The organism is Psychromarinibacter sp. S121 (genome assembly GCF_049801035.1).
Classification (GTDB): domain Bacteria; phylum Pseudomonadota; class Alphaproteobacteria; order Rhodobacterales; family Rhodobacteraceae; genus Psychromarinibacter.
This window is the reverse complement of record NZ_JBNAGE010000003.1, coordinates 765652-784140: the sequence shown is the minus strand read 5'-3', so window position 1 is coordinate 784140 and position 18489 is coordinate 765652. Positions and strand designations below refer to the sequence as shown.

The 18489-nt window shown below is 66.1% G+C and carries 16 protein-coding genes and 1 pseudogene; 10 read left to right on the top strand and 7 right to left on the bottom strand.

Annotated elements, in window-relative coordinates; translation table 11 throughout:
* Positions 1-38: 38 nt before the first annotated feature.
* Positions 39-875, bottom strand: a complete 837-nt coding sequence (locus tag ACP156_RS17545) for a hypothetical protein (protein WP_425052652.1) — start codon at positions 873-875, stop codon at positions 39-41.
* A 192-nt stretch (positions 876-1067) separates the two neighbouring features.
* Here ACP156_RS17545 and ACP156_RS17540 point away from each other — a divergent pair, with 192 nt between their 5' ends.
* The 4 genes from ACP156_RS17540 (at position 1068) to mmsB (ending at position 5326) form a co-directional block, all read left to right on the top strand.
* Positions 1068-2195, top strand: coding sequence for a carboxylate-amine ligase (locus ACP156_RS17540; protein WP_425052651.1), 1128 nt, complete (start codon positions 1068-1070; stop codon positions 2193-2195).
* 100 nt (positions 2196-2295) lie between these two features.
* Positions 2296-3441: an acyl-CoA dehydrogenase family protein gene (locus ACP156_RS17535; RefSeq protein WP_425052650.1), complete on the top strand. Its 1146-nt coding sequence runs from the start codon at positions 2296-2298 to the stop codon at positions 3439-3441.
* Positions 3438-4454, top strand: a complete 1017-nt coding sequence (locus ACP156_RS17530) for an enoyl-CoA hydratase/isomerase family protein (RefSeq protein WP_425052649.1) — start codon at positions 3438-3440, stop codon at positions 4452-4454. Before ACP156_RS17535 ends, ACP156_RS17530 begins: the two co-directional genes overlap by 4 nt.
* Complete coding sequence (gene mmsB / locus ACP156_RS17525) at positions 4451-5326, top strand: 3-hydroxyisobutyrate dehydrogenase (protein WP_425052648.1); 876 nt, start codon at positions 4451-4453, stop codon at positions 5324-5326. Before ACP156_RS17530 ends, mmsB begins: the two co-directional genes overlap by 4 nt.
* Before the next feature lie 96 nt (positions 5327-5422).
* On the opposite strand, the gene ACP156_RS17520 is transcribed toward mmsB, so the two are convergent.
* From ACP156_RS17520 to ACP156_RS17500, 5 genes are all read right to left on the bottom strand, one after another.
* Positions 5423-6892: a TRAP transporter large permease gene (locus ACP156_RS17520; RefSeq protein WP_425052647.1), complete on the bottom strand. Its 1470-nt coding sequence runs from the start codon at positions 6890-6892 to the stop codon at positions 5423-5425.
* Between the two features lie 4 nt (positions 6893-6896).
* Positions 6897-7586 carry a TRAP transporter small permease gene (locus ACP156_RS17515; RefSeq protein ID WP_425052646.1) on the bottom strand — a complete coding sequence of 230 codons (690 nt, stop codon included), beginning with the start codon at positions 7584-7586 and terminating at the stop codon, positions 6897-6899.
* A gap of 75 nt (positions 7587-7661) precedes the next feature.
* Positions 7662-8672, bottom strand: a complete 1011-nt coding sequence (locus ACP156_RS17510; protein WP_425052645.1) for a DctP family TRAP transporter solute-binding subunit — start codon at positions 8670-8672, stop codon at positions 7662-7664.
* A gap of 270 nt (positions 8673-8942) precedes the next feature.
* Positions 8943-10166: a sigma-54-dependent transcriptional regulator gene (locus ACP156_RS17505; RefSeq protein WP_425052644.1), complete on the bottom strand. Its 1224-nt coding sequence runs from the start codon at positions 10164-10166 to the stop codon at positions 8943-8945.
* Entirely contained in the window at positions 10163-11923 is a 1761-nt protein-coding gene (locus ACP156_RS17500) for an ATP-binding protein (RefSeq protein WP_425052643.1), read from the bottom strand. The genes ACP156_RS17505 and ACP156_RS17500 overlap by 4 nt, the downstream gene beginning before the upstream one ends.
* A 102-nt stretch (positions 11924-12025) precedes the next feature.
* Here ACP156_RS17500 and ACP156_RS17495 point away from each other — a divergent pair, with 102 nt between their 5' ends.
* Positions 12026-13207 carry a cytochrome P450 gene (locus ACP156_RS17495; protein WP_425052856.1) on the top strand — a complete coding sequence of 394 codons (1182 nt, stop codon included), beginning with the start codon at positions 12026-12028 and terminating at the stop codon, positions 13205-13207.
* A gap of 32 nt (positions 13208-13239) precedes the next feature.
* Positions 13240-13761: a hypothetical protein gene (locus ACP156_RS17490; protein ID WP_425052642.1), complete on the top strand. Its 522-nt coding sequence runs from the start codon at positions 13240-13242 to the stop codon at positions 13759-13761.
* 4 nt (positions 13762-13765) lie between these two features.
* Here ACP156_RS17490 and ACP156_RS17485 read toward each other — a convergent pair whose 3' ends face one another.
* The gene (locus ACP156_RS17485; protein WP_425052641.1) at positions 13766-14227 is read right to left on the bottom strand and encodes an Lrp/AsnC family transcriptional regulator; all 462 of its coding nucleotides are present in this window, start codon (positions 14225-14227) and stop codon (positions 13766-13768) included.
* Between the two features lie 139 nt (positions 14228-14366).
* On the opposite strand from ACP156_RS17485, the gene cysG reads away from it, so the two are divergent.
* The 4 genes and pseudogenes from cysG to ACP156_RS17465 form a co-directional block, all read left to right on the top strand.
* Positions 14367-15764, top strand: coding sequence for a siroheme synthase CysG (cysG, locus tag ACP156_RS17480; protein ID WP_425052855.1), 1398 nt, complete (start codon positions 14367-14369; stop codon positions 15762-15764).
* A complete protein-coding gene (locus tag ACP156_RS17475; protein ID WP_425052640.1) occupies positions 15761-16060 on the top strand; it encodes a DUF2849 domain-containing protein in 300 nt (99 codons plus the stop codon). Before cysG ends, ACP156_RS17475 begins: the two co-directional genes overlap by 4 nt.
* Positions 16061-16064: 4 nt before the next feature.
* Positions 16065-17735 (top strand): nitrite/sulfite reductase, encoded by a 1671-nt coding sequence (locus ACP156_RS17470; RefSeq protein ID WP_425052639.1) that lies wholly within the window; start codon positions 16065-16067, stop codon positions 17733-17735.
* Positions 17725-18450: pseudogene (locus ACP156_RS17465) on the top strand (phosphoadenylyl-sulfate reductase); the annotation flags it as partial. The gene ACP156_RS17470 and the pseudogene ACP156_RS17465, both read left to right, overlap by 11 nt.
* Between the last annotated feature and the right edge of the window lie 39 nt (positions 18451-18489).

Sequence of the window (18489 nt, the reverse complement as noted above, 5' to 3'; positions counted from 1 at the left end):
GACGCGTTCCTGCCCGGCCCCGAGACGCTGCTGGTCTATTACACGCCGACCGGACCGTCCAAAGAAGTCGGACGTCTCATCATGCGGTCTTGGGAAGACGTCGGAACCTCGGTGGTGCCCGTCATTCTGGAAGACGAGGCCGAGGTGCTCAGCGTGCTGGGTCTGGACGTGGCGTCTCTGGACGAGTTGACGAAGCGCGCCGTCTGATCGACGACCTTCATCGTTCCGAACTCGCGCGGCGCGGTTTGGATGCGGCGCGGCGTGATCTTGCGTTCGTAAATCACCGGCTCGGCCGCATCGCGGGACTGGCTGCCCATGGTCGATACGATGTCGCGGGCAAGCTGGCGGTGCAGCGCGGTCATCTCGTCCTGCGGGCCGCGCATCAGCGCAACCTCGGCGTCGGCGGCGCGCATCATCAGCGTCGACCCGGTCTCGCCCGCTTCGGGGCGGCGCACGTACAGGCTTTCGATCTCTTCCAGCGGCACGTTCGCGATGGTCTGCTGACGCTCGCTGGAACTCACGCGGCGGATGACCAGCAGGCGGCGCTTCAGGTCAAGCTGCAATTCCTTGCGGAACCCGCGCCGCGCGGCGACAAAGCAAAGAAGCCCGGCGGACAGGATCGAGCAGGCCGCAATCCCCCGGAACACCGCACCGACATCGCTGGATGCGAGCGGGCCGTAGTTCCACGCGATGGTAGCGGTCAGCATCAGCGTGACGCCCGCCATGCGCAAAGAGATCTCGGCCCGGATGTTGTTGCGATGGAAATGCGCAAGCTCGCGCACGCGGTACCCATCAGGCACAATGCGGCAGGCAATGCTCCCGAACTTCGAAGAGATGTCGTGGTTGGTCTGCATGTTCTTTGATCTCTGCCGCATCCTGTTGATCAAACTGCCGGCTGATCGTGGCCGGATTGGGTCGAAACCTGTGCCATTCTCTGAAAAGGAGGTGCGCTAACTCAAGGTAATTCGCCTTATAGTTGTTGCTAAACGCAGTTTCAGGCGACAGCCGCCAGAACTTGCGCGGTTTGTCTCCGTCTGCTTAACTTCCCGTACCGGCGGGGGAATTTCATGACCAATCCCAGTTTCACGATTGGAATCGAGGAAGAGTATCTCCTCGTCGACAGCAAGACGCTGGAACTTGCCGACGCGCCGGAAGAGCTTATGCAGGATTGCAGCGACGCGTTGGGCGGCAAGGTTTCCCCCGAGTTTCTGCGCTGTCAGGTCGAGGTCGGAACAGGTGTCTGCGCCACCATCGCCGAGGCGCGCGAGGACCTGCGCAAGCTTCGCGGCACCGTCGCCGAGGTGGCCGGTCGATACGGGCTGTCGCCGCTGGCGATCTCGTGCCACCCCACCGCCGAGTGGCGCAAGCAGCAACACACCGACAAGGAACGGTACAACCTGCTGGAACACGACCTTGCCGGGGTCGCGCGGCGTCTGCTGATTTCCGGCATGCACGTGCACGTCGGTATCGAGGACGACGAGCTGCGCATCGACCTGATGAATCAAGTGTCGTATTTCCTGCCGCACCTTCTGGCGCTGAGTTGCTCTTCGCCGTTCTGGCGGGGAGAGGACACCGGCCTGTCCAGCTATCGCCTGACGATCTTCGACAACCTGCCCCGCACCGGTCTGCCGCCCCGGTTCTCCGGCTTCGGCGAATACCAGCGCTCGGTCGACGCCATCGTGCGCACCGGCGCCATCGAGGACGCCACAAAGATCTGGTGGGACCTGCGCCCCTCCTGCCGCTTCCCGACGTTGGAATCGCGGGTCTGCGACAACTCTCCCCGGCTTGAACACGCACTGACCATCGCTGCGCTCACGCAGGCCACCATGCGGATGCTGTGGCGGCTGCGGCAACGCAACCAGCGCTGGCGCATCTACGACCGCTTTCTTGTGGGCGAGAACCGTTGGCGCGCGCAGCGATACGGCATGGCAGAGGGACTGATCGACTTCGGCCGGGGCGAGGTGGTGCCTTATGCCGAGCTGATCGAAGAGTTCATCGAGCTTCTGGCCGAGGACGCAGAGGCGCTGTCCTGCCTCGCCGAGATCGAGGCGGCGCGCGACATCGTCGAGTTGGGCAACGGCGCCGACCGGCAGCGGGCGATCCGGTCGGCAGAACTGGAAATCCACGGCGACGAAACCCGTGCGATGCAGGCGGTGATCGCGGCGATGGCCGAGGAATTCACCGCCGATCTTTAGGCGCCAATCCCGCCCGGCGAATGCGCCGCACCGCCCGAAGCTTGCAAAATTCATCACACTGTCGGAAACCGGTTCCGACCTGTGCGCTGGGGAGGAGCGGATGGATTTTGCATTGACCGAGGAACAGACGGCAATCTTCGACATGGCCTGCGCCTTCGGAGAGGAACATATCGCGCCCTTCGCGGCGCAGTGGGAGGAAGACGGCACAATCCCCCGCGACCTGTGGCCGAAGCTGGCGGAACTTGGCTTTGGCGGGCTGTACGTGTCCGAAGAGAATGGCGGCTCGGGTCTGTCCCGTCTCGACGCCACCATGGTCTTCGAGGCGCTCAGCCGGTCCTGCGCCTCTGTCGCGGCGTTCCTCTCGATCCACAACATGTGCGCGGCGATGGTCGAGAAATACGGCTCTGACGACCTCAAGGCGCGGTTGCTGCCCGACATGGTGACGATGGAGAAGGTGTGCTCTTACTGTCTGACCGAGCCCGGGTCCGGCTCTGACGCCGCCGCGCTGCGCACCAAGGCCGAGCGCACCAACGAAGGCTATCGCCTGAACGGCGCCAAGGCCTTCATCTCGGGCGGCGGTTATTCCGACCTCTATCTCAGCATGGTGCGCACCGGGGCGGACGGGCCCAAGGGCATCTCGGCCATCGTGATCGAGGACGGCACCCCCGGCCTTGGCTTCGGCGCGCCCGAGCGCAAGATGGGCTGGAAATCGCAGCCCACCGCGCAGGTGCAGTTCGACGATTGCGACGTGCCGGCGGGCAATCTGCTGGGCGAGGAAGGCCGGGGCTTTTCCTACGCAATGGCAGGGCTGGATGGCGGGCGGCTGAACATCTCTGCCTGCTCGCTGGGTGCGGCGCAGGCGGCGCTGGAAGCGACGCTGACCTACATGCGCGAGCGCAGCGCCTTCGGGCAGACCATCGACCGCTTTCAGGCGCTCCAGTTCCGCCTTGCCGACATGGAGATCGAGTTGCAGGCTGCCCGCACCTTCCTGCGGCAGGCGGCGTGGAAGCTGGACAACGGCGCGCCGGATGCGACGAAGTTCTGCGCGATGGCCAAGAAGTTCGTGACCGAGGCGGGAAGCCGCGTGGCGGACCAATGCCTGCAACTGCACGGCGGCTATGGCTATCTGGCCGACTACGGGATCGAGAAGATCGTCCGCGACCTGCGGGTTCATCAGATCCTTGAAGGCACCAACGAGATCATGCGCGTCATCGTCGCGCGCGGGCTGCTGGCAGAGACTGCATGACCGACATCACGACCCGGATCGACGGCGCCGCCGGGCGCATTACCCTGACCCGTCCCGCCGCGCTGAACGCGCTGACGTACGATATGGCCATCGCCATCGAACAGGCGCTGGATGCGTGGGCCGGGGACGACGCCGTGTCGCTGGTGATCCTTGAGGCCGAGGGCGAGAAGGCCTTTTGCGCCGGGGGCGACGTGGCCGAGATCTACCGGCGCGGCATCGCGGGCGACCACGACTATGCCCGCACCTTCTGGCGCGACGAATACCGGATGAACGCAAAGATCGCGGGCTACGGCAAGCCGGTGGTGTCTTTTCTTCATGGCTTCGTCATGGGCGGCGGGGTCGGCATCGGCTGCCACGGCTCGCACCGGATCGTTTGCGACAGCAGTCGCATTTCGATGCCGGAATGCGCCATCGGGCTGATCCCGGACGTGGGCGGCTCGCTTCTGCTGTCCCGCGCACCGGGCCGGCTTGGAGAGTTCCTTGGCCTGACAGGTCACCGGATGGACGCGGGCGACGCGATCCATTGCGGCTTCGCCGATCACTATGTCCCTGCCGAGCGGTGGGACAGCCTGAAAGACGCGCTTTGCCAAGGCGACATCGATGCCGTGGCCAAAGCGGCGGCCCCTGCCCCGACCTCGGCTCTTGCGGCGCAGGACTGGATCGACACCTGCTTTGACGGGACGCTGCCCGAGATCATCGCCTGCACCACCGACGAGCGCTCCGCCAAGGCGCTGTCCACAGGCTCTCCCCTGTCGATGGCCTGCACGCTGGAGATGCTGCGCCGTTTGCGGGAAGCGGATGCCGGGATCAGGCAGGCGCTGGATCTGGAGTTCGCCTTCACGTGGCGCGCGCTTGGCCAGTCGGATTTCCTTGAAGGCGTGCGCGCGGCGCTGATCGACAAGGATCGCTCGCCCAAATGGCGGCAGACGCCGGACGGGGTCACGAAAGACGAAGTGGACGCGATGCTTGCGGCGCTTGAAGAGAATGCGCTGGTTTGGGAGGACACGGCATGAAGATCGGCTTTATCGGCCTTGGCAACATGGGCGGCCCGATGGCCGCGAATCTCGTCGCCGCCGGGCACACGGTCACCGGCTTCGACCTTGCGGCGGAACCGCCCGAGGGCGTCGCCAAAGCCGCCAGCGCCGCCGAGGCGGCGACCGGCGCGGACGTGGTGATCACCATGTTGCCCAATGGCGCGATCCTGAAAACCGTCGCGGCAGAGATCATTCCCGCGATGCATTCCGGCGCGGTGTTCCTCGACTGCTCGACGGTCGACGTCGAAAGCGCCCGCGCCGTGGCGACCGATGCCGAAGCCGCGGGGCTTCAGCCGCTTGACGCGCCGGTGTCCGGCGGCATCACCGGCGCGGCGGCGGGAACACTGACCTTCATGGTCGGCGGTTCCGACACCGCCTTTGCCGCCGTGGCAGACCTGTTCGACGTGATGGGCCAGAAGGCAGTGCTGTGCGGCCCCTCGGGCAATGGACAGGCGGCGAAGATCTGCAACAACATGATCCTTGGCGCGACGATGATCGCCACCTGCGAGGCATTCGCACTGGCCGACAAGCTGGGCCTCGACCGGCAGGCGATGTTCGACGTGGTGTCGACCTCGTCGGGCTACAGCTGGACGATGAACGCCTACTGCCCCGCCCCCGGCATCGGCCCGAAAAGCCCCGCCGACAACGGCTATGCCCCGGGCTTTGCCGCCGACCTCATGCTGAAGGACCTGCGCCTGTCGCAGCAGGCCGCCGAGGCGGTCGACGCCGATACGCCGATGGGCCTGCGCGCGACCGAGCTATACGCCGATTTCGTCGAACAGGAGGACGGCGCGGGCAAGGACTTCTCGGCCATGCTGCCCCGGTTCGAAAGCCGGCGTCGCCCGGCCTGACGCCCCGAAGGCAGCCCCCCGCAAAGCAATCGCGGCGCCCCGTTACCGAGGCGCCGCGAATTGTTTTCAGTGCAGCCCGTGCGCCGGGCGCGCGCATCAGTTCGTGATGATCTCCGGTCCCATCAGGCTGGTCGGCAGCCATGTCGACAGGAACGGCACGTAGGTGATCAGGATCAGGAACACGAAGAGCACGGCGAGGAACGGCAGCGCCGCCTTCACCACCCGCATCATCGGCATCCCCGCGACACCCGAGGTGACGAAGAGGTTCAGACCGACCGGCGGTGTGATCATGCCGATTTCCATGTTCACGACCATGATGATGCCAAGGTGGATCGGGTCGATGCCCAGCTCGATCGCGATCGGGAACACCAGCGGCGCGACGATGACGATCAGGCCCGACGGCTCCATGAACTGACCGCCGATCAGCAGGATCACGTTCACGATCACAAGGAACATGATCGGACCGAAACCGGCAGAGATCATCGAGGACGCGATTTGCTGCGGGATCTGCTCGTCTGTCAGGACGTGCTTCAGGATCAGCGCGTTCGCGATGATGAACATCAGCATGATGGTCAGCTTGCCGGCCTCGAACAGCGTGTCCTTCGTGTCCTTGTGGAAGAAGGCCGTGATCAGTGCCCATGGCTTCTGCATCAGGTTGGACTTGCGCGGGATGGCGATGTCCGGCGTCGCGGCGGCGTTCAGCGAGTGGCTGGCCGTCTCGAGATAGTCGGACGAGGTCACCTCGTGGTCCTTCGCCGCCAGCGGGCCAATGTCGCGGTAGACGAACATCGCGATAATGAAGGCGTAGATCGAGGCGACGGCGGCGGCTTCGGTGGGCGTGAAGATTGCGCCCGTCACGCCGGGGATGCCGTAGATCCCGACCATGATGATGACGATCAGCATCAGGCCCCAGAAGGCGTCGCGGAAGGCGCTGCCCACCTCGCCCCAACCGGCCCATTCGCCCTTGGGCATGCCGCGGATGACGGCCATCACGTAGATGGTGATCATCAGCATCAGGCCCGCCATGATGCCCGGAATGACGCCCGCAAGGAACATCCGTCCCACCGACACGTCGGTGGCCGAGGCGTAGACGACCATAACGATGGACGGCGGGATCAGGATGCCCAGCGTACCGGCGTTACAGATCACGCCCGCGGCGAATTCCTTGGTGTAGCCCGCCTGCTTCATCGCCGCGATGACGATGGAGCCGATGGCGACCACGGTGGCGGGCGACGAGCCCGACAGCGCCGCGAACAGCATACAGGCGAAGACGCCCGCGATGGCGAGACCGCCGCGCATGTGACCGACGCAGGCGATGGAGAAGCGGATGATCCGACGCGCCACGCCGCCCGTCGACATGAAGGACGAGGCCAGCACGAAGAACGGAATGGCAAGCAGCGTATAGTGACCGGCCATCGCCTGATACATCGACTGCGCGATCGAGGCGAGCGACGTGTCCGAATAGGCCAGCAGGAAGATCATCGACGACAGGCCGAGGGAAACCGCGATCGGCACGCCGATCAGCAGCAGGCCCACGACCATGAGAAACAGCAGGAAGACTTCCATGGGTTCAGTCCTTCTCGGCCTTGGCCGCAGCCGCATCCACGGCGTCTTCGGCCTCGTGGCTGACGATGAGCGACTCGCGGGTGCCGGTGAACAGCCCGACGGTGGCCTGGATCACGCGGAACAGGATCAGCGCGGCGCCGACGGGCAGGATGACATAGGGGATGACGCGCGGCAGCTTGTCGTACTCTTCGCCATAGTTGATCGCGTCCTCGAGCCAGCGGAAGATCCCCAGCATCGGCACCTGGTCGGTGGTGTAGAACGCGCGGTCGCGGACGCCCTCGGTGAAACCCGTCGGGAACCAGCGGCCCTCGGTCGGCTGCAACGCCGCGAAGGGCGCCCAGTAGTCCCACGCGCCCTTCAGAAGCAGCAGCGCATAGGCAAGGCAGCAGGCGGCGGCGACAAGCGCCAGAACCTTGCGGCCCTTGGGCGGGAACAGGTTGGTCAGCGCGTCGACGCCAAGGTGCGCGGTGACCTTGAAGCCATAGCTGATACCGAACAGCACAAGCCAAGCGAACAGGATCAGCGTGACTTCCAGCCCCCAGATCAGCGAGTCACCGAAGACATAGCGCAGGACCACGTTGATGAAGGTCACCAGCGTCATCAGTCCCAGCAGGACGGCGATCGCGGTTTCTTCGAGATTGTTGATGAAACGCCCGAACGCGCTGCGGGCGTGATACCCGGAATGGCCGCTCATGGCTGCCCCCTCCCACTGGAATCGAAAGAAAAGGGCGCGGCCCGGACGATTTGGCCCGGACCGCGCAATGCCTGCTTACATCGAGGCGTTGATGTCCTGCGCGGCAGCGATGTTGTCCGCGCCGACGTCGCCTTCGAACTGTTCCCAGACCGGCTTCATGGCTTCGACCCAGGCCGCGCGCTGCTCTTCGGTCAGCTCGCGGATCTCGCCGCCGGCCTCGAGGATCGCGGCGCGGGCTTCGGCGTCGACTTCGCCAACCGCCGCGTTCCGCTCCATCGTCACCTCGTTGAGGATCGTCAGGAACTGGTCGCGCACGTCCGCGTCAAGGCTGTCCAGCCAGTCGACCGAGGCCACCACAAGGTAGTCCAGCACGCCGTGGTTGGTCTCGGTGGTGCCGTCCTGAACCTCGAAGAACTTCTGGCCGTAGATGTTCGACCAAGTGTTTTCCTGCCCGTCGACAACGCCGGTCTGCAGCGCGCCGTAGACTTCCGAGAAGGCCATCGGCTGCGGCGAAGCGTCAAGCGCTTCCATCTGGGCGACAAGCACGTCCGACGGCTGCACGCGGAACTTCAGGCCCGCGGCGTCGCTCGGGTCGATCAGCGGCACGTTGGCCGAGAACTGCTTCATGCCGTTGTGCCAGAACTCCAGACCCATCAGGCCGCGGCGTTCCATCGAGCTTTTCATCGCAACGCCGGCTTCCGACGTCTGGAAAGCGTCGACGGCGTCGATGTTCTTGAACATGAACGGCAGGTCGAAGATGCGGAACTGCTTGGTGAAGGTCTCGAACTTCGACAGCGACGGCGCGGCCAGCTGGACGTCGCCCTGCAGCATCGCTTCAAGAACCTGGTCGTCGTTGTAGAGCGTGGAGTTCGGGTAGACCTCCATGCACATCGTGCCGTCCATCTCGGCGTTCACGCGCTCGGCCAGCAGCGAGGCAGCGATGCCCTTGGGGTGCTTGTCCGAGTTGGTCACGTGGGCGAACTTGACGACGATCTCGCCGTCATCGCAGGCATTTTCCTGCGCGGTGGCGGCCTGAGCGGCCAGAACAAGCGCGACGGCCGTGGCGGCCTTGGCGACGAATTTCATCTCGGTATTCCTCCCGATATGGATAGTGATTGTCCTCCGAGGGCCCGTGTCCGGGCCTCGACGGATAGAAAGCCGCCAGCGAAAATCCGCACAAGCGGAACTTCGCGTTTTCGTGACAACGCAGATTTTCTGTTAATTTTCAGCGCCCTGAGAGCCATTCCCTGAACACATGGCAGATGGCGCAATTGGGAATGGGTGAAACTCCGCACAGCGCCCTGGGCGGTTTGTGCGGGATTCCGCACACTTCGACGGGCGCCGCGATGCAGCGAGTCAGCGGAAGTCTTCGGGCCGAAGGTTGTGACGGGCGAGCTTGTCGTAGAACGTCTTGCGGGGCAGCTTCAGCACCTGCGCCGCCTCGGTCGCGTTGCCGTGCTGACGTTGGAGCGCCTCGATCAGCATCGACCGTTCCACCTGCGCCAATCGCTCGTTCAGGCCCAGTTCCTCTTCCGTCTCCGCCTCGCCCAGCCCCATCGCGAAGCGCATCGCCGCGTTCATCAGCGACCGGGCGTTGCCGGGCCAGTCCTGCGCCATCAGCCGCGCGCCCAGGTCGGGCGTGATGTCCGGCATCGGCAGCGCCGCCTGTTCACAGGCAAGCTGAAGGTAATGGCGGAACAGGATCGGGATGTCCTCGGTCCGTTCGCGCAGCGACGGGATGCGCACCCGCATCACGTCAAGCTTGTAGTAGAGGTCCGGATTGAACCGGCCCTCGCGCGCCTCTGTTTCAAGGTCGCGATACGTCCCCGCCACTACCCGCGCAGACGGCGCGTTTTCCATCAGATCGAGCGCGAGGAACTGCGTCGCCTGAGGCAGGGTCGCGACCTCGTCCAGAAACAAGGTGCCCCCCTTGGCGGCATCGAAGGCATCCCGCAACGCCTCGGGCGTCAGGGTGGCGGCGACCAGTTTCTGAAAGGGCCGCTGCGACGCGCCAGACAGCAGGTGGATCACTTCGGCCACCTTCGAGGTGCCTGTGCCCGGCTCGCCGGTGATCAGCACCTCGGCCGAGGTCCGCGCCACTGCGCGCACCCGCTCGCGAAGCCCCTCGGCCTGCGCGGACTGGCCGTGCAACAGCCGCGCCGCCGCATCGCCCCGGGACAGTTGCTGTTTCAGGCGTCGGTTTTCCAGCACCAGTTCGCGGGTCTTCAAAGCCTTCTCGACCACCGCCAACAGATCCTTGGGACCACATGGCTTTTCGAGGAAATCGAAGGCCCCGGCCGCCATGCCGCGCACCGCCATCGGGATGTCGCCTTCGCCGGTCAGCAGGATCACCGGCAGGTCTGGATCGACCCCATGGGCATATTCCAGCAGGTGAAACCCGTCGCGCCCCGGCATCCGGATGTCACTGACCACGACCCCCTCGAACGCGGGCGTGATGTTGTCCTTGGCTTCCACGAAAGAGCCCGCCGTGATCGGCTGCAATTCGGCCAGTTCCAGCGTCTGGCCCAGCGCCTCGCGCACGGCGGCATCGTCGTCGACCAGCAGCACCCGCCGCGTCATTGCAGTTCCTCCGCCCGGTCCAGTTCGACCGTGAACATCGCGCCGCCGCCGGGCGCGTTCTCTCCGGTCAGGCGGCCGCCGAAGCTTTGCACCAGCCCGTAGGAAATCGAAAGCCCCAACCCCATGCCTTCGCCGCCGACTTCCTTGGTGGTGTAGAACGGATCGAAGATGCGCTCTGGCTCCGAGATGCCGGGGCCATTGTCCTGCACGATCAGCCGCACGGCTTCATCCGCCTGTTCGATGCGGATACGGATCATCGGGTTCTCGACCTCTCCCATCGCGTCCATCGCGTTCGACAGCAGGTTCAGCACCACCTGGCTTAACCGCACCTCGCCGCCCATCACCACCGACGGACCGTTGGGACGCTTCCAGTCGATCCGCGTCCCGGTGTCGGCGATCCGAGGGCCAAGCATCTCCAGCGCGCTTTCCACCACCGCCGCCAGCCCGACGCGGGTCGCGGGCGCGGTTTCCTGCCGGGCGAAGGCGCGCAGATTACGGATGATCCGCGCCATCCGCTGCGCCATGTCGGAGATCCGGCCCAGCGTCTCGCCCGCCTTCTCGGTCTTGCCGCGTTCCAGCAGGATCGAGCCGTTCTCGGCAAAGGACTGGATCGCCATCAGCGGCTGATTCAGTTCGTGGCTGATGCCCGCCGACATCTGGCCCAGCGCACTTAGCTTGCCCGCGCGCACCAGTTCCGCCTGCGCCTGCCGCAGCGCCGCCTCGGCCTCGTTCCGCTCCTGGATCTCGTGGCGCAGGTCCTCGTTCAGCAGCGACAGCGCCTCTGTCCGCTCGGCCACCCGCGCTTCGAGTTCCGCGTTGGCGCGTTCTTCGACCTCCAGCCGCTGCGACAGGGCGCGGCGGCGTTCGGCGATGTAGAACAGCACCGCCCCGAACATCAGACAGACCGCCGCCGCCACCGCCGCCTGCAACCAGGCAAGCCGCAGGGCGGGCTGGAGGCTGACAAGGATTTCGGCCGCCACGCCGATGGTCGGCAGATCGCGCGACAGGTGCAGCGCGCGGCGCGGAATGTCGGGCCGGTCTTCCAGTTCCCACAACTCGTGCGCGCGCACGTCCCACTCGCGCCGGTCGGGGAACGGCCGCAACATAGCGCCGGCATAGACCTCGTCGGGCAGCGCGCCATTCGTGCCGGGGGTGCGGACCGTCAGCACGAGGTCGGGCCGGTTCGACACCATCACGACGCCCATCTCGTCGGTGAAGAACACCGGCGACGGATCGGACGGCCAGTTCCATTCCACCTCGGCGATATTCAGGCGCACCAGCACCGCACCCGCGACCGGCCCGGCCTGGGAAAACACCGGCGCCGCGAACATATAATAGCGCTGGCCATTGTCGGGATCGACGCCGGTGGCGGTTCCCAACGCGCCGTCCAGCGCCCTCTCGAACGCGCGGGTGCCGCCGACGAAGCGCGCCGCTGCGCGGTCTGACGCGGCCAGCACCCAGCCCGAGGCGTCGGCGATCCACAGCTTTTGCCCCACGGACCGGTCCGCGAACCGTTGCAACTGGGCGTCGGCGATGTCGGGATCACCTCCCTCTCCCAGCACCAGCGGCTTCAGCACCGGATGATCGGCGATGACGACGGCAAGATCGCGCACCCGCTGCAACTGCCCGGTCAGCCGGTCGGCCGCCAGCGCAAGGTCGGCCTCGCCCCGTTCGCGCAACTGGTCCAGCGCCGAGGTGAACGCGACCCACCACGCCCCCGCGGCGATGACCGCCACGAAGACGAGAAACCCGGCCACGGTGAGGCCTCTGCGCCTGTACCTTTGCGTCATCCGGTTTTTCTAGTCGCGCCCGCTTGCATTGGAAAGCGGCTTCGCCGAAGGCTCTGCGCCATGACCACCCTGCCCCGCATCAGCCAGTCGCCAACGGACCCTGCCTTCGTGCAGGACCCTTATGCCTTCTATGACCGCCTGCGCCCGATGGGGCCGCTGGTGTTCTGGGAGGATTACGACATGCCCGTCGCCGCCGGTTATGCCCAGGTGAACGCCCTGCTGCGGGACCGGCGGCTGGGGCGTGAAGTTCCGGCGGAACTGGCGCCCGCGATCCCGGACCGGCTGGCGCCGTTCTACGATATCGAGGCGCACTCGATGCTTGAACTCGAACCGCCGCGCCACACCCGCCTGCGCGGGCTGGTGGTGCGCGCCTTCACCTCGCGCCGGATCGCGGCGCTGGGGCCCGAGATCGAGGCGTTGTGCCACCGGTTGATCGACGGCTTTCCGGCTGGGGAAATCGACCTGCTGCAAACCTACTGCACGCAGGTCCCGGTCATCGTCATCGCGCGTCTGCTGGGGGTGCCCGACAGCATGGCGCCGGACCTTCTGCAGTGGTCCAACGCGATGGTGTCGATGTATCAGGCCCGCCGCGACCGCGCCGTGGAAGATGCCGCCGTCGCCGCCTCGGCCGATTTCGCGGCGTTCATGCGCGACTATGTCGAACGCCGCCGCGCCGACCCGCGCGACGACCTGATCACCCAGCTGATCGCGGCGGAAGAAAACGGCGAACGCCTGTCGACGGACGAGTTGATCACCACCTGCATCCTTCTTTTGAACGCGGGCCACGAAGCGACGGTGCACACGCTGGGCAACGGCGTGAAGGCGCTGCTGGAGCATCGGACTGACGCGAAGCTCCTGACCGCCGACTGGGTCGAGGCGACGGTGGAAGAGATTCTGCGCTATGATGCGCCGCTGCATATGTTCACGCGGCAGGTCTATGAGGATGTCGAGCTGTTCGGCCACCGCTTCGGGCGCGGCGACCGGATCGCCTGCCTGTTGGGCGCAGCCAACCGAGACCCGGCTTTGGCCGAGGACCCTGCCCGCTTCGACCCCTCCCGCACGCCCGGCGCCAACGCGGCCTTCGGGGCGGGCATCCACTTCTGCGTCGGCGCCCCTCTGGCGCGGCTGGAAATGCAGATCGCCCTGCGCGTCCTGTTCGAGCGGATGCCCGGTCTGAAGCTGACCGAAACCCCGCGCTATGGCGACGTGTACCATTTTCACGGGCTGACAGGGCTGCGCGTCTCCGCTTAAGGTCTTAAGCAATAGGATCCGGAGACATTGACATGAAACGACTTTTCCTCGCGCTCGCCGCGCTGTGCCTGTCGACAGCCGCCACCGCGCAAGAGCGCGTACTGACCCCCGGCAAAGCCGCGGGCTTCGACGGCGTCATCACCCAGTGCATCACCTTCACCCGCGTCGCCTTCGCCGTCGATATGTGCGACCGGCTGTCGGCCTCGGTCGCCTCGCTGGCGCAGGCGCAGGGTCTCGCGCTGCTGGATCTCGGGCGGACCGAGTGGGGCTTTGGCTCTGACGTCTATCTTGAACCGACCGGCGACACCGGGATGGAAGCGCCGGTTCACCTGACCTTCTACATCCGCGGCTCGGAAGGGCCGAACAGCGCCTTCATCTGGGCCTCGCTGTACAAGCCGACCATCGGCCGTCTCGGGCCTCCGGGACGGCTGGTCATCTGGGAGGACTCGGGGCTTGGCGCGGGCGATGCGGCGACGATCCGCGACGGGCTGTCCGCCGGGCTGGCGCAGAAGCTGACCCCGGTGTTCGAGGCGCTTGGCGCGGGCAAGCTTTAGCGGATCAGACCGGCAGGATCGTCGTCGACTTGATCTCTTCCATCGAAAGCAACGCGGTCACGTTGTAGATCCGCACCTCTGATATCAGCGCCTGATAGAAGTCGTCATAGGCTTTCGCGTTCGCCACGCGGACCTTCAGGATATAGTCGATCTCGCCCGCCAGCCGGTGCGCTTCCAGCACCTCTGGGCGCGCGCGAAGCACGGCGAGGAACCGGTCCTGCCACTCCGCCTCGTGCTCGCTGGTGCGGATGAGGACAAAGAAACAGGTGCCGAGGCCCAGCGCCTCGGGATCCAGAATCGCGGTCTGCCGACCGATCACCCCGGCCTCGCGCATCTTGCGGATGCGGTTCCACACCGGGGTCTTGGAAGACCCGACTTCCTTGGCGATTTCGTCCAGCGACTGACTTGCGTCCTCCTGCAGGGCCGAAAGAATTTTCCGATCCAGAGCATCCAGACGAACGGGCATCTTGGATTCACCATTTTGCTGCGACATGCGTTCCAATCCCTCCGCAACCCGGAACAGGTGTCCTTATTCGCACCGACCGATAGCGCCGCCAAGGGAAAATTTCCTATATTGAGCGCAAGTGAACGAGTGGACCGTGCAGATGCAGCATTTCCCGATCTTCCTCAACCTTCGCGGCCGCACCGTCGTCCTGTCGGGCGGTGGCGAGGCGGCGCTGGCCAAGCTTCGTCTTCTCATGAAGACCGAGGCGACCTTGCGTGTTTTCGCCGCCGAGCCCTGCGCCGATCTGCGTGCGCTGGCCGCCGAGGGCCGTATCGTGCTGACCGACCGCTCGCTGCAGGAAGGCGACGTGTCCGGCGCCGCCCTGTTCTATGCCGCTGACGAGGATGGCGTCGAGGATGCCCGCACCGCTGCCATCGCGGACGCCGAGGGCGCGCTGGTCAACATCGTGGACAACCTCGAAGACAGCGAGTTCATCACCCCCGCCATCGTCGACCGCGACCCGGTGACCGTGGCGATCGGGACCGAGGGCGCCGCCCCCGTGCTGGCGCGCGCGATCAAGCGCGACCTCGAAGAGCGCCTGCCGCCGGTGCTGGGCCTTCTGGCGAAGATCGGCAAGCTGTTCCGCCCGGCCGCCGAGCGCCTGCCCATGGGCCGCGCGCGCCGCGACTTCTGGGGCGACTACTACTTCGACGCCGGCCCCCGCGCCTACGAAGCCGAGGGCGAAGACGGCGCGCGGGCCGCGCTGGAGGATCTGCTGGACCGTCACCTGTCGCGCGGCGAACAGGCGGGGCATGTCGATTTCGTCGGCGCCGGTCCGGGTGACCCGGAACTGCTGACGCTGAAAGCCCGCGTGGCGCTGGACAAGGCCGACGTGGTGATCCACGACCGGCTGGTCGCGCCCGAGATCCTTGAACTCGCCCGCCGCGAGGCGCTGCTGGTGGATGTCGGCAAGACCGGCTTCGGCCCCTCGGCCTCGCAGGACGACATCAACGCCGCCATCGTGGAACACGCGTCGCAAGGCGCGCATGTTGTCCGCCTCAAGTCCGGTGACCCCACAGTGTTCGGGCGACTGGATGAGGAAATCGAGGCCGTCGAGGCCGCCGGTATCGACTGGCGCATCGTCCCCGGCATCACCGCCGCCTCTGCCGCCATCGCCGGCCTGGGCCAGAGCCTGACCAAGCGCGAGCGCAACTCGTCGGTGCGCTTCATGACCGGTCACGACATGAAGGGCTTTGCCGAGCAGGACTGGCGCGCGCTCGCCCGCCCCGGCGAGGTCGCCGCTGTCTACATGGGCAAGCGCGCCGCCCGCTTCGTGCAGGGCCGCCTGATGATGCACGGCGCCGATCCCGCCACGCCCGTCAGCTTCGTCGAAAACGCCTCGCGCCCGGATCAGCGCGTGGTCGAGGCGACGCTGGGCGACATGGCCGACGCACTGGCCGACACGCCGCTCGATGGCCCCGTCCTTACCTTTTACGGCATCGCGCCGCGCCGGGCGCGCGCCGAAGCCACCGCATTCGAACAGGAGATGGCCCTATGAGCCGCCAATTCACCCCCAAGGTCGTCACCGCCAACGCCCTGCTCGAGGGCGATGTCGTCTATCTGACCGCCGATGACACCTGGACCCGCGACCACGCGCAGGCCGAACTGATCGAGGACGAGGCGCACGCGCAGATCCGTCTGGTCGACGCCAGCGCCCGCGCGGACGAGATCGTCGGCGCTTATCTCGCCGATGCCAAGGCCGGTCCCGATGGCCCCGAACCCATCCACTTCCGCGAGGTGTTCCGCACCCGCGGCCCTTCGAACTACGCCCACGGCAAACAGGCGGAGCAGTAAAGCCATGTACAGCTATACCGAATTCGACGAAGCCTTCGTGCGCGAGCGCGTGGCCCAGTTCCGCGCCCAGGTCGAGCGCCGCATCGACGGCTCGCTGACCGAGGACGAGTTCAAGCCGCTGCGCCTGATGAACGGCCTGTACCTGCAACTGCACGCCTATATGCTGCGTGTGGCGGTGCCCTACGGCACGCTGAACAGCCGCCAGATGAACCAGCTCGCCTACATCGCCGAGACTTGGGACAAGGGCTATGGCCATTTCACCACGCGTCAGAACATCCAGTACAACTGGCCGCTGCTGAAGGACGTGCCGGATATGCTGGACGCGCTGGCCGACGTGGGGATGCACGCCATCCAGACCAGCGGCAATACGATCCGCAACGTGACCGCCGACCATTTCGCCGGGGCCGCCGCCGACGAGATCGAGGATCCCCGCCCCTACGCCGAGCTGCTGCGCCAGTGGTCCACCGACCACCCGGAATTCCAGTTCCTGCCGCGCAAATTCAAGATCGCCGTCACCGGCGCGCCGAACGACCGCGCCGTGGTCAAGGCGCATGACATCGGGCTTGAGATCGTGAAGAACGACGCGGGCGATACCGGCTTCCGCGTGCTGGTGGGCGGCGGCCTTGGCCGGACGCCGATGATCGGCAAGGTGATCCGCGACTTCCTGCCCAAGGATGACCTGCTGCCCTATTGCGAGGCGATCGTCAGCGTCTACAACCTGCTGGGCCGCCGCGACAACAAGTACAAGGCGCGCATCAAGATCACCGTTCACGAGAACGGGCTGGACGAGTTCAAGGCGCAGGTCGAGGACCGCTTCGCGCTGCTGCGCGGCCAGTTCGGCGGCGCCGACCAGCAACTGCTGGCCGAGATCAAGGCGCAGTTCGCCCGCCCCGACCTTCCGGCGCGCGACCTGTCGGGCTTCACCACCGCCTATGACAACGACCCGGTGTTCCGGGCGTGGGTCGACACCAACGTGGCCGAGCACGCCGTCGACGGCTATGCGCTGCTGACGATTTCGCTGAAGGCGCATGGTGAGACTCCGGGCGACGCCACCGCCGAGCAGATGCGCGAGATGGCGGCGCTGGCCGCCGAGTATTCCTCGGACGAGCTTCGCATCAGCCACGAGCAGAACGTGATCCTGCCGCATGTCGCCAAGTCCGACCTGCCCGCGATCCATGCACGGCTGCAGCAGCACGGGCTGGCCACCGCGAACATCGGCCTGATCTCGGACATCATCGCCTGCCCCGGCATGGATTACTGCGCGCTGGCGACGGCCCGCTCGATCCCGGTGGCGCAGCAGATCGCGACCCGGTTCGACGAACTGAAGATGGAGCACGACATCGGTCCGCTGAAGATCAAGATCTCGGGCTGCATCAACGCCTGCGGCCACCACCATGTCGGACACATCGGCATTCTGGGGCTGGACCGCGCCGGCGTCGAGAACTACCAGATCACCCTTGGCGGTGACGGAACCGAGGACGCGGCAATCGGCACGCGGACCGGCCCCGGCTTCGCCTACGATCAGATCGTTCCCGCCATCGAGACCCTTGTCGAGACCTACCTCGACGAGCGCGAAAGCCCGGACGAGACGTTCCTGGATACCTACAAACGTGTCGGTATGGCGCCTTTCAAGGCGGCCCTCTACCCGGCCGAGGAGAAGAGCCGTGCCGCTTGATCCAGCCTCTGCACCGGTCGCCGACCGGGTCAGGGATCTGAACGAACGCTACCGGCACCACGGCGCGACCGCGGTGCTGGAACGTGCCCTGTCCGACGCGCAGGTCGGAAACATCGCGCTGGTGTCGTCCTTCGGCGCCGAGTCGGTGGTGCTGTTGCACATGATCTCGGTGATGGACCGCACCACCCCGGTGCTGTTCATCGACACCCAGATGCTGTTCGAAGAGACGTTGCAGTACCAGCTGGACGTGTCCGAGAAGCTGGGCCTGACCGACGTGCGCTCGATCCGTCCCGACCCCGAGAAGATCCGCGAACTCGACCGCTTCGGGGCGCTGCATCTCAGCGACCCGGACGCCTGCTGCGACCTGCGCAAGACGCAGACGCTGGCCAGCGCGCTGGCGCCGTTCGACGCGTGGATCACCGGCCGCAAGCGGTTCCAGGGCGGCCAGCGCGCCGCGTTGGAGTTCTTCGAGAACGAGGGCGACATCCGCATCAAGGTCAACCCTCTGGCCCACTGGGCCAAGGACGATGTCCGCGACTACATGATCAACAACCGCCTGCCCCGGCATCCGCTGGTGTCGCAGGGCTATCCCTCGATCGGCTGCAAGCCCTGCACCAGCAAGGTCGCCGAGGGCGAGGACGAACGTGCCGGGCGTTGGCGCGGCAAGGACAAGGTGGAATGCGGGATCCACTTCATCAATGGCAAGCCCGTGCGCCGGGTCGCCGAAGGGACTGAGGGCGAAGCGACGCCGCAA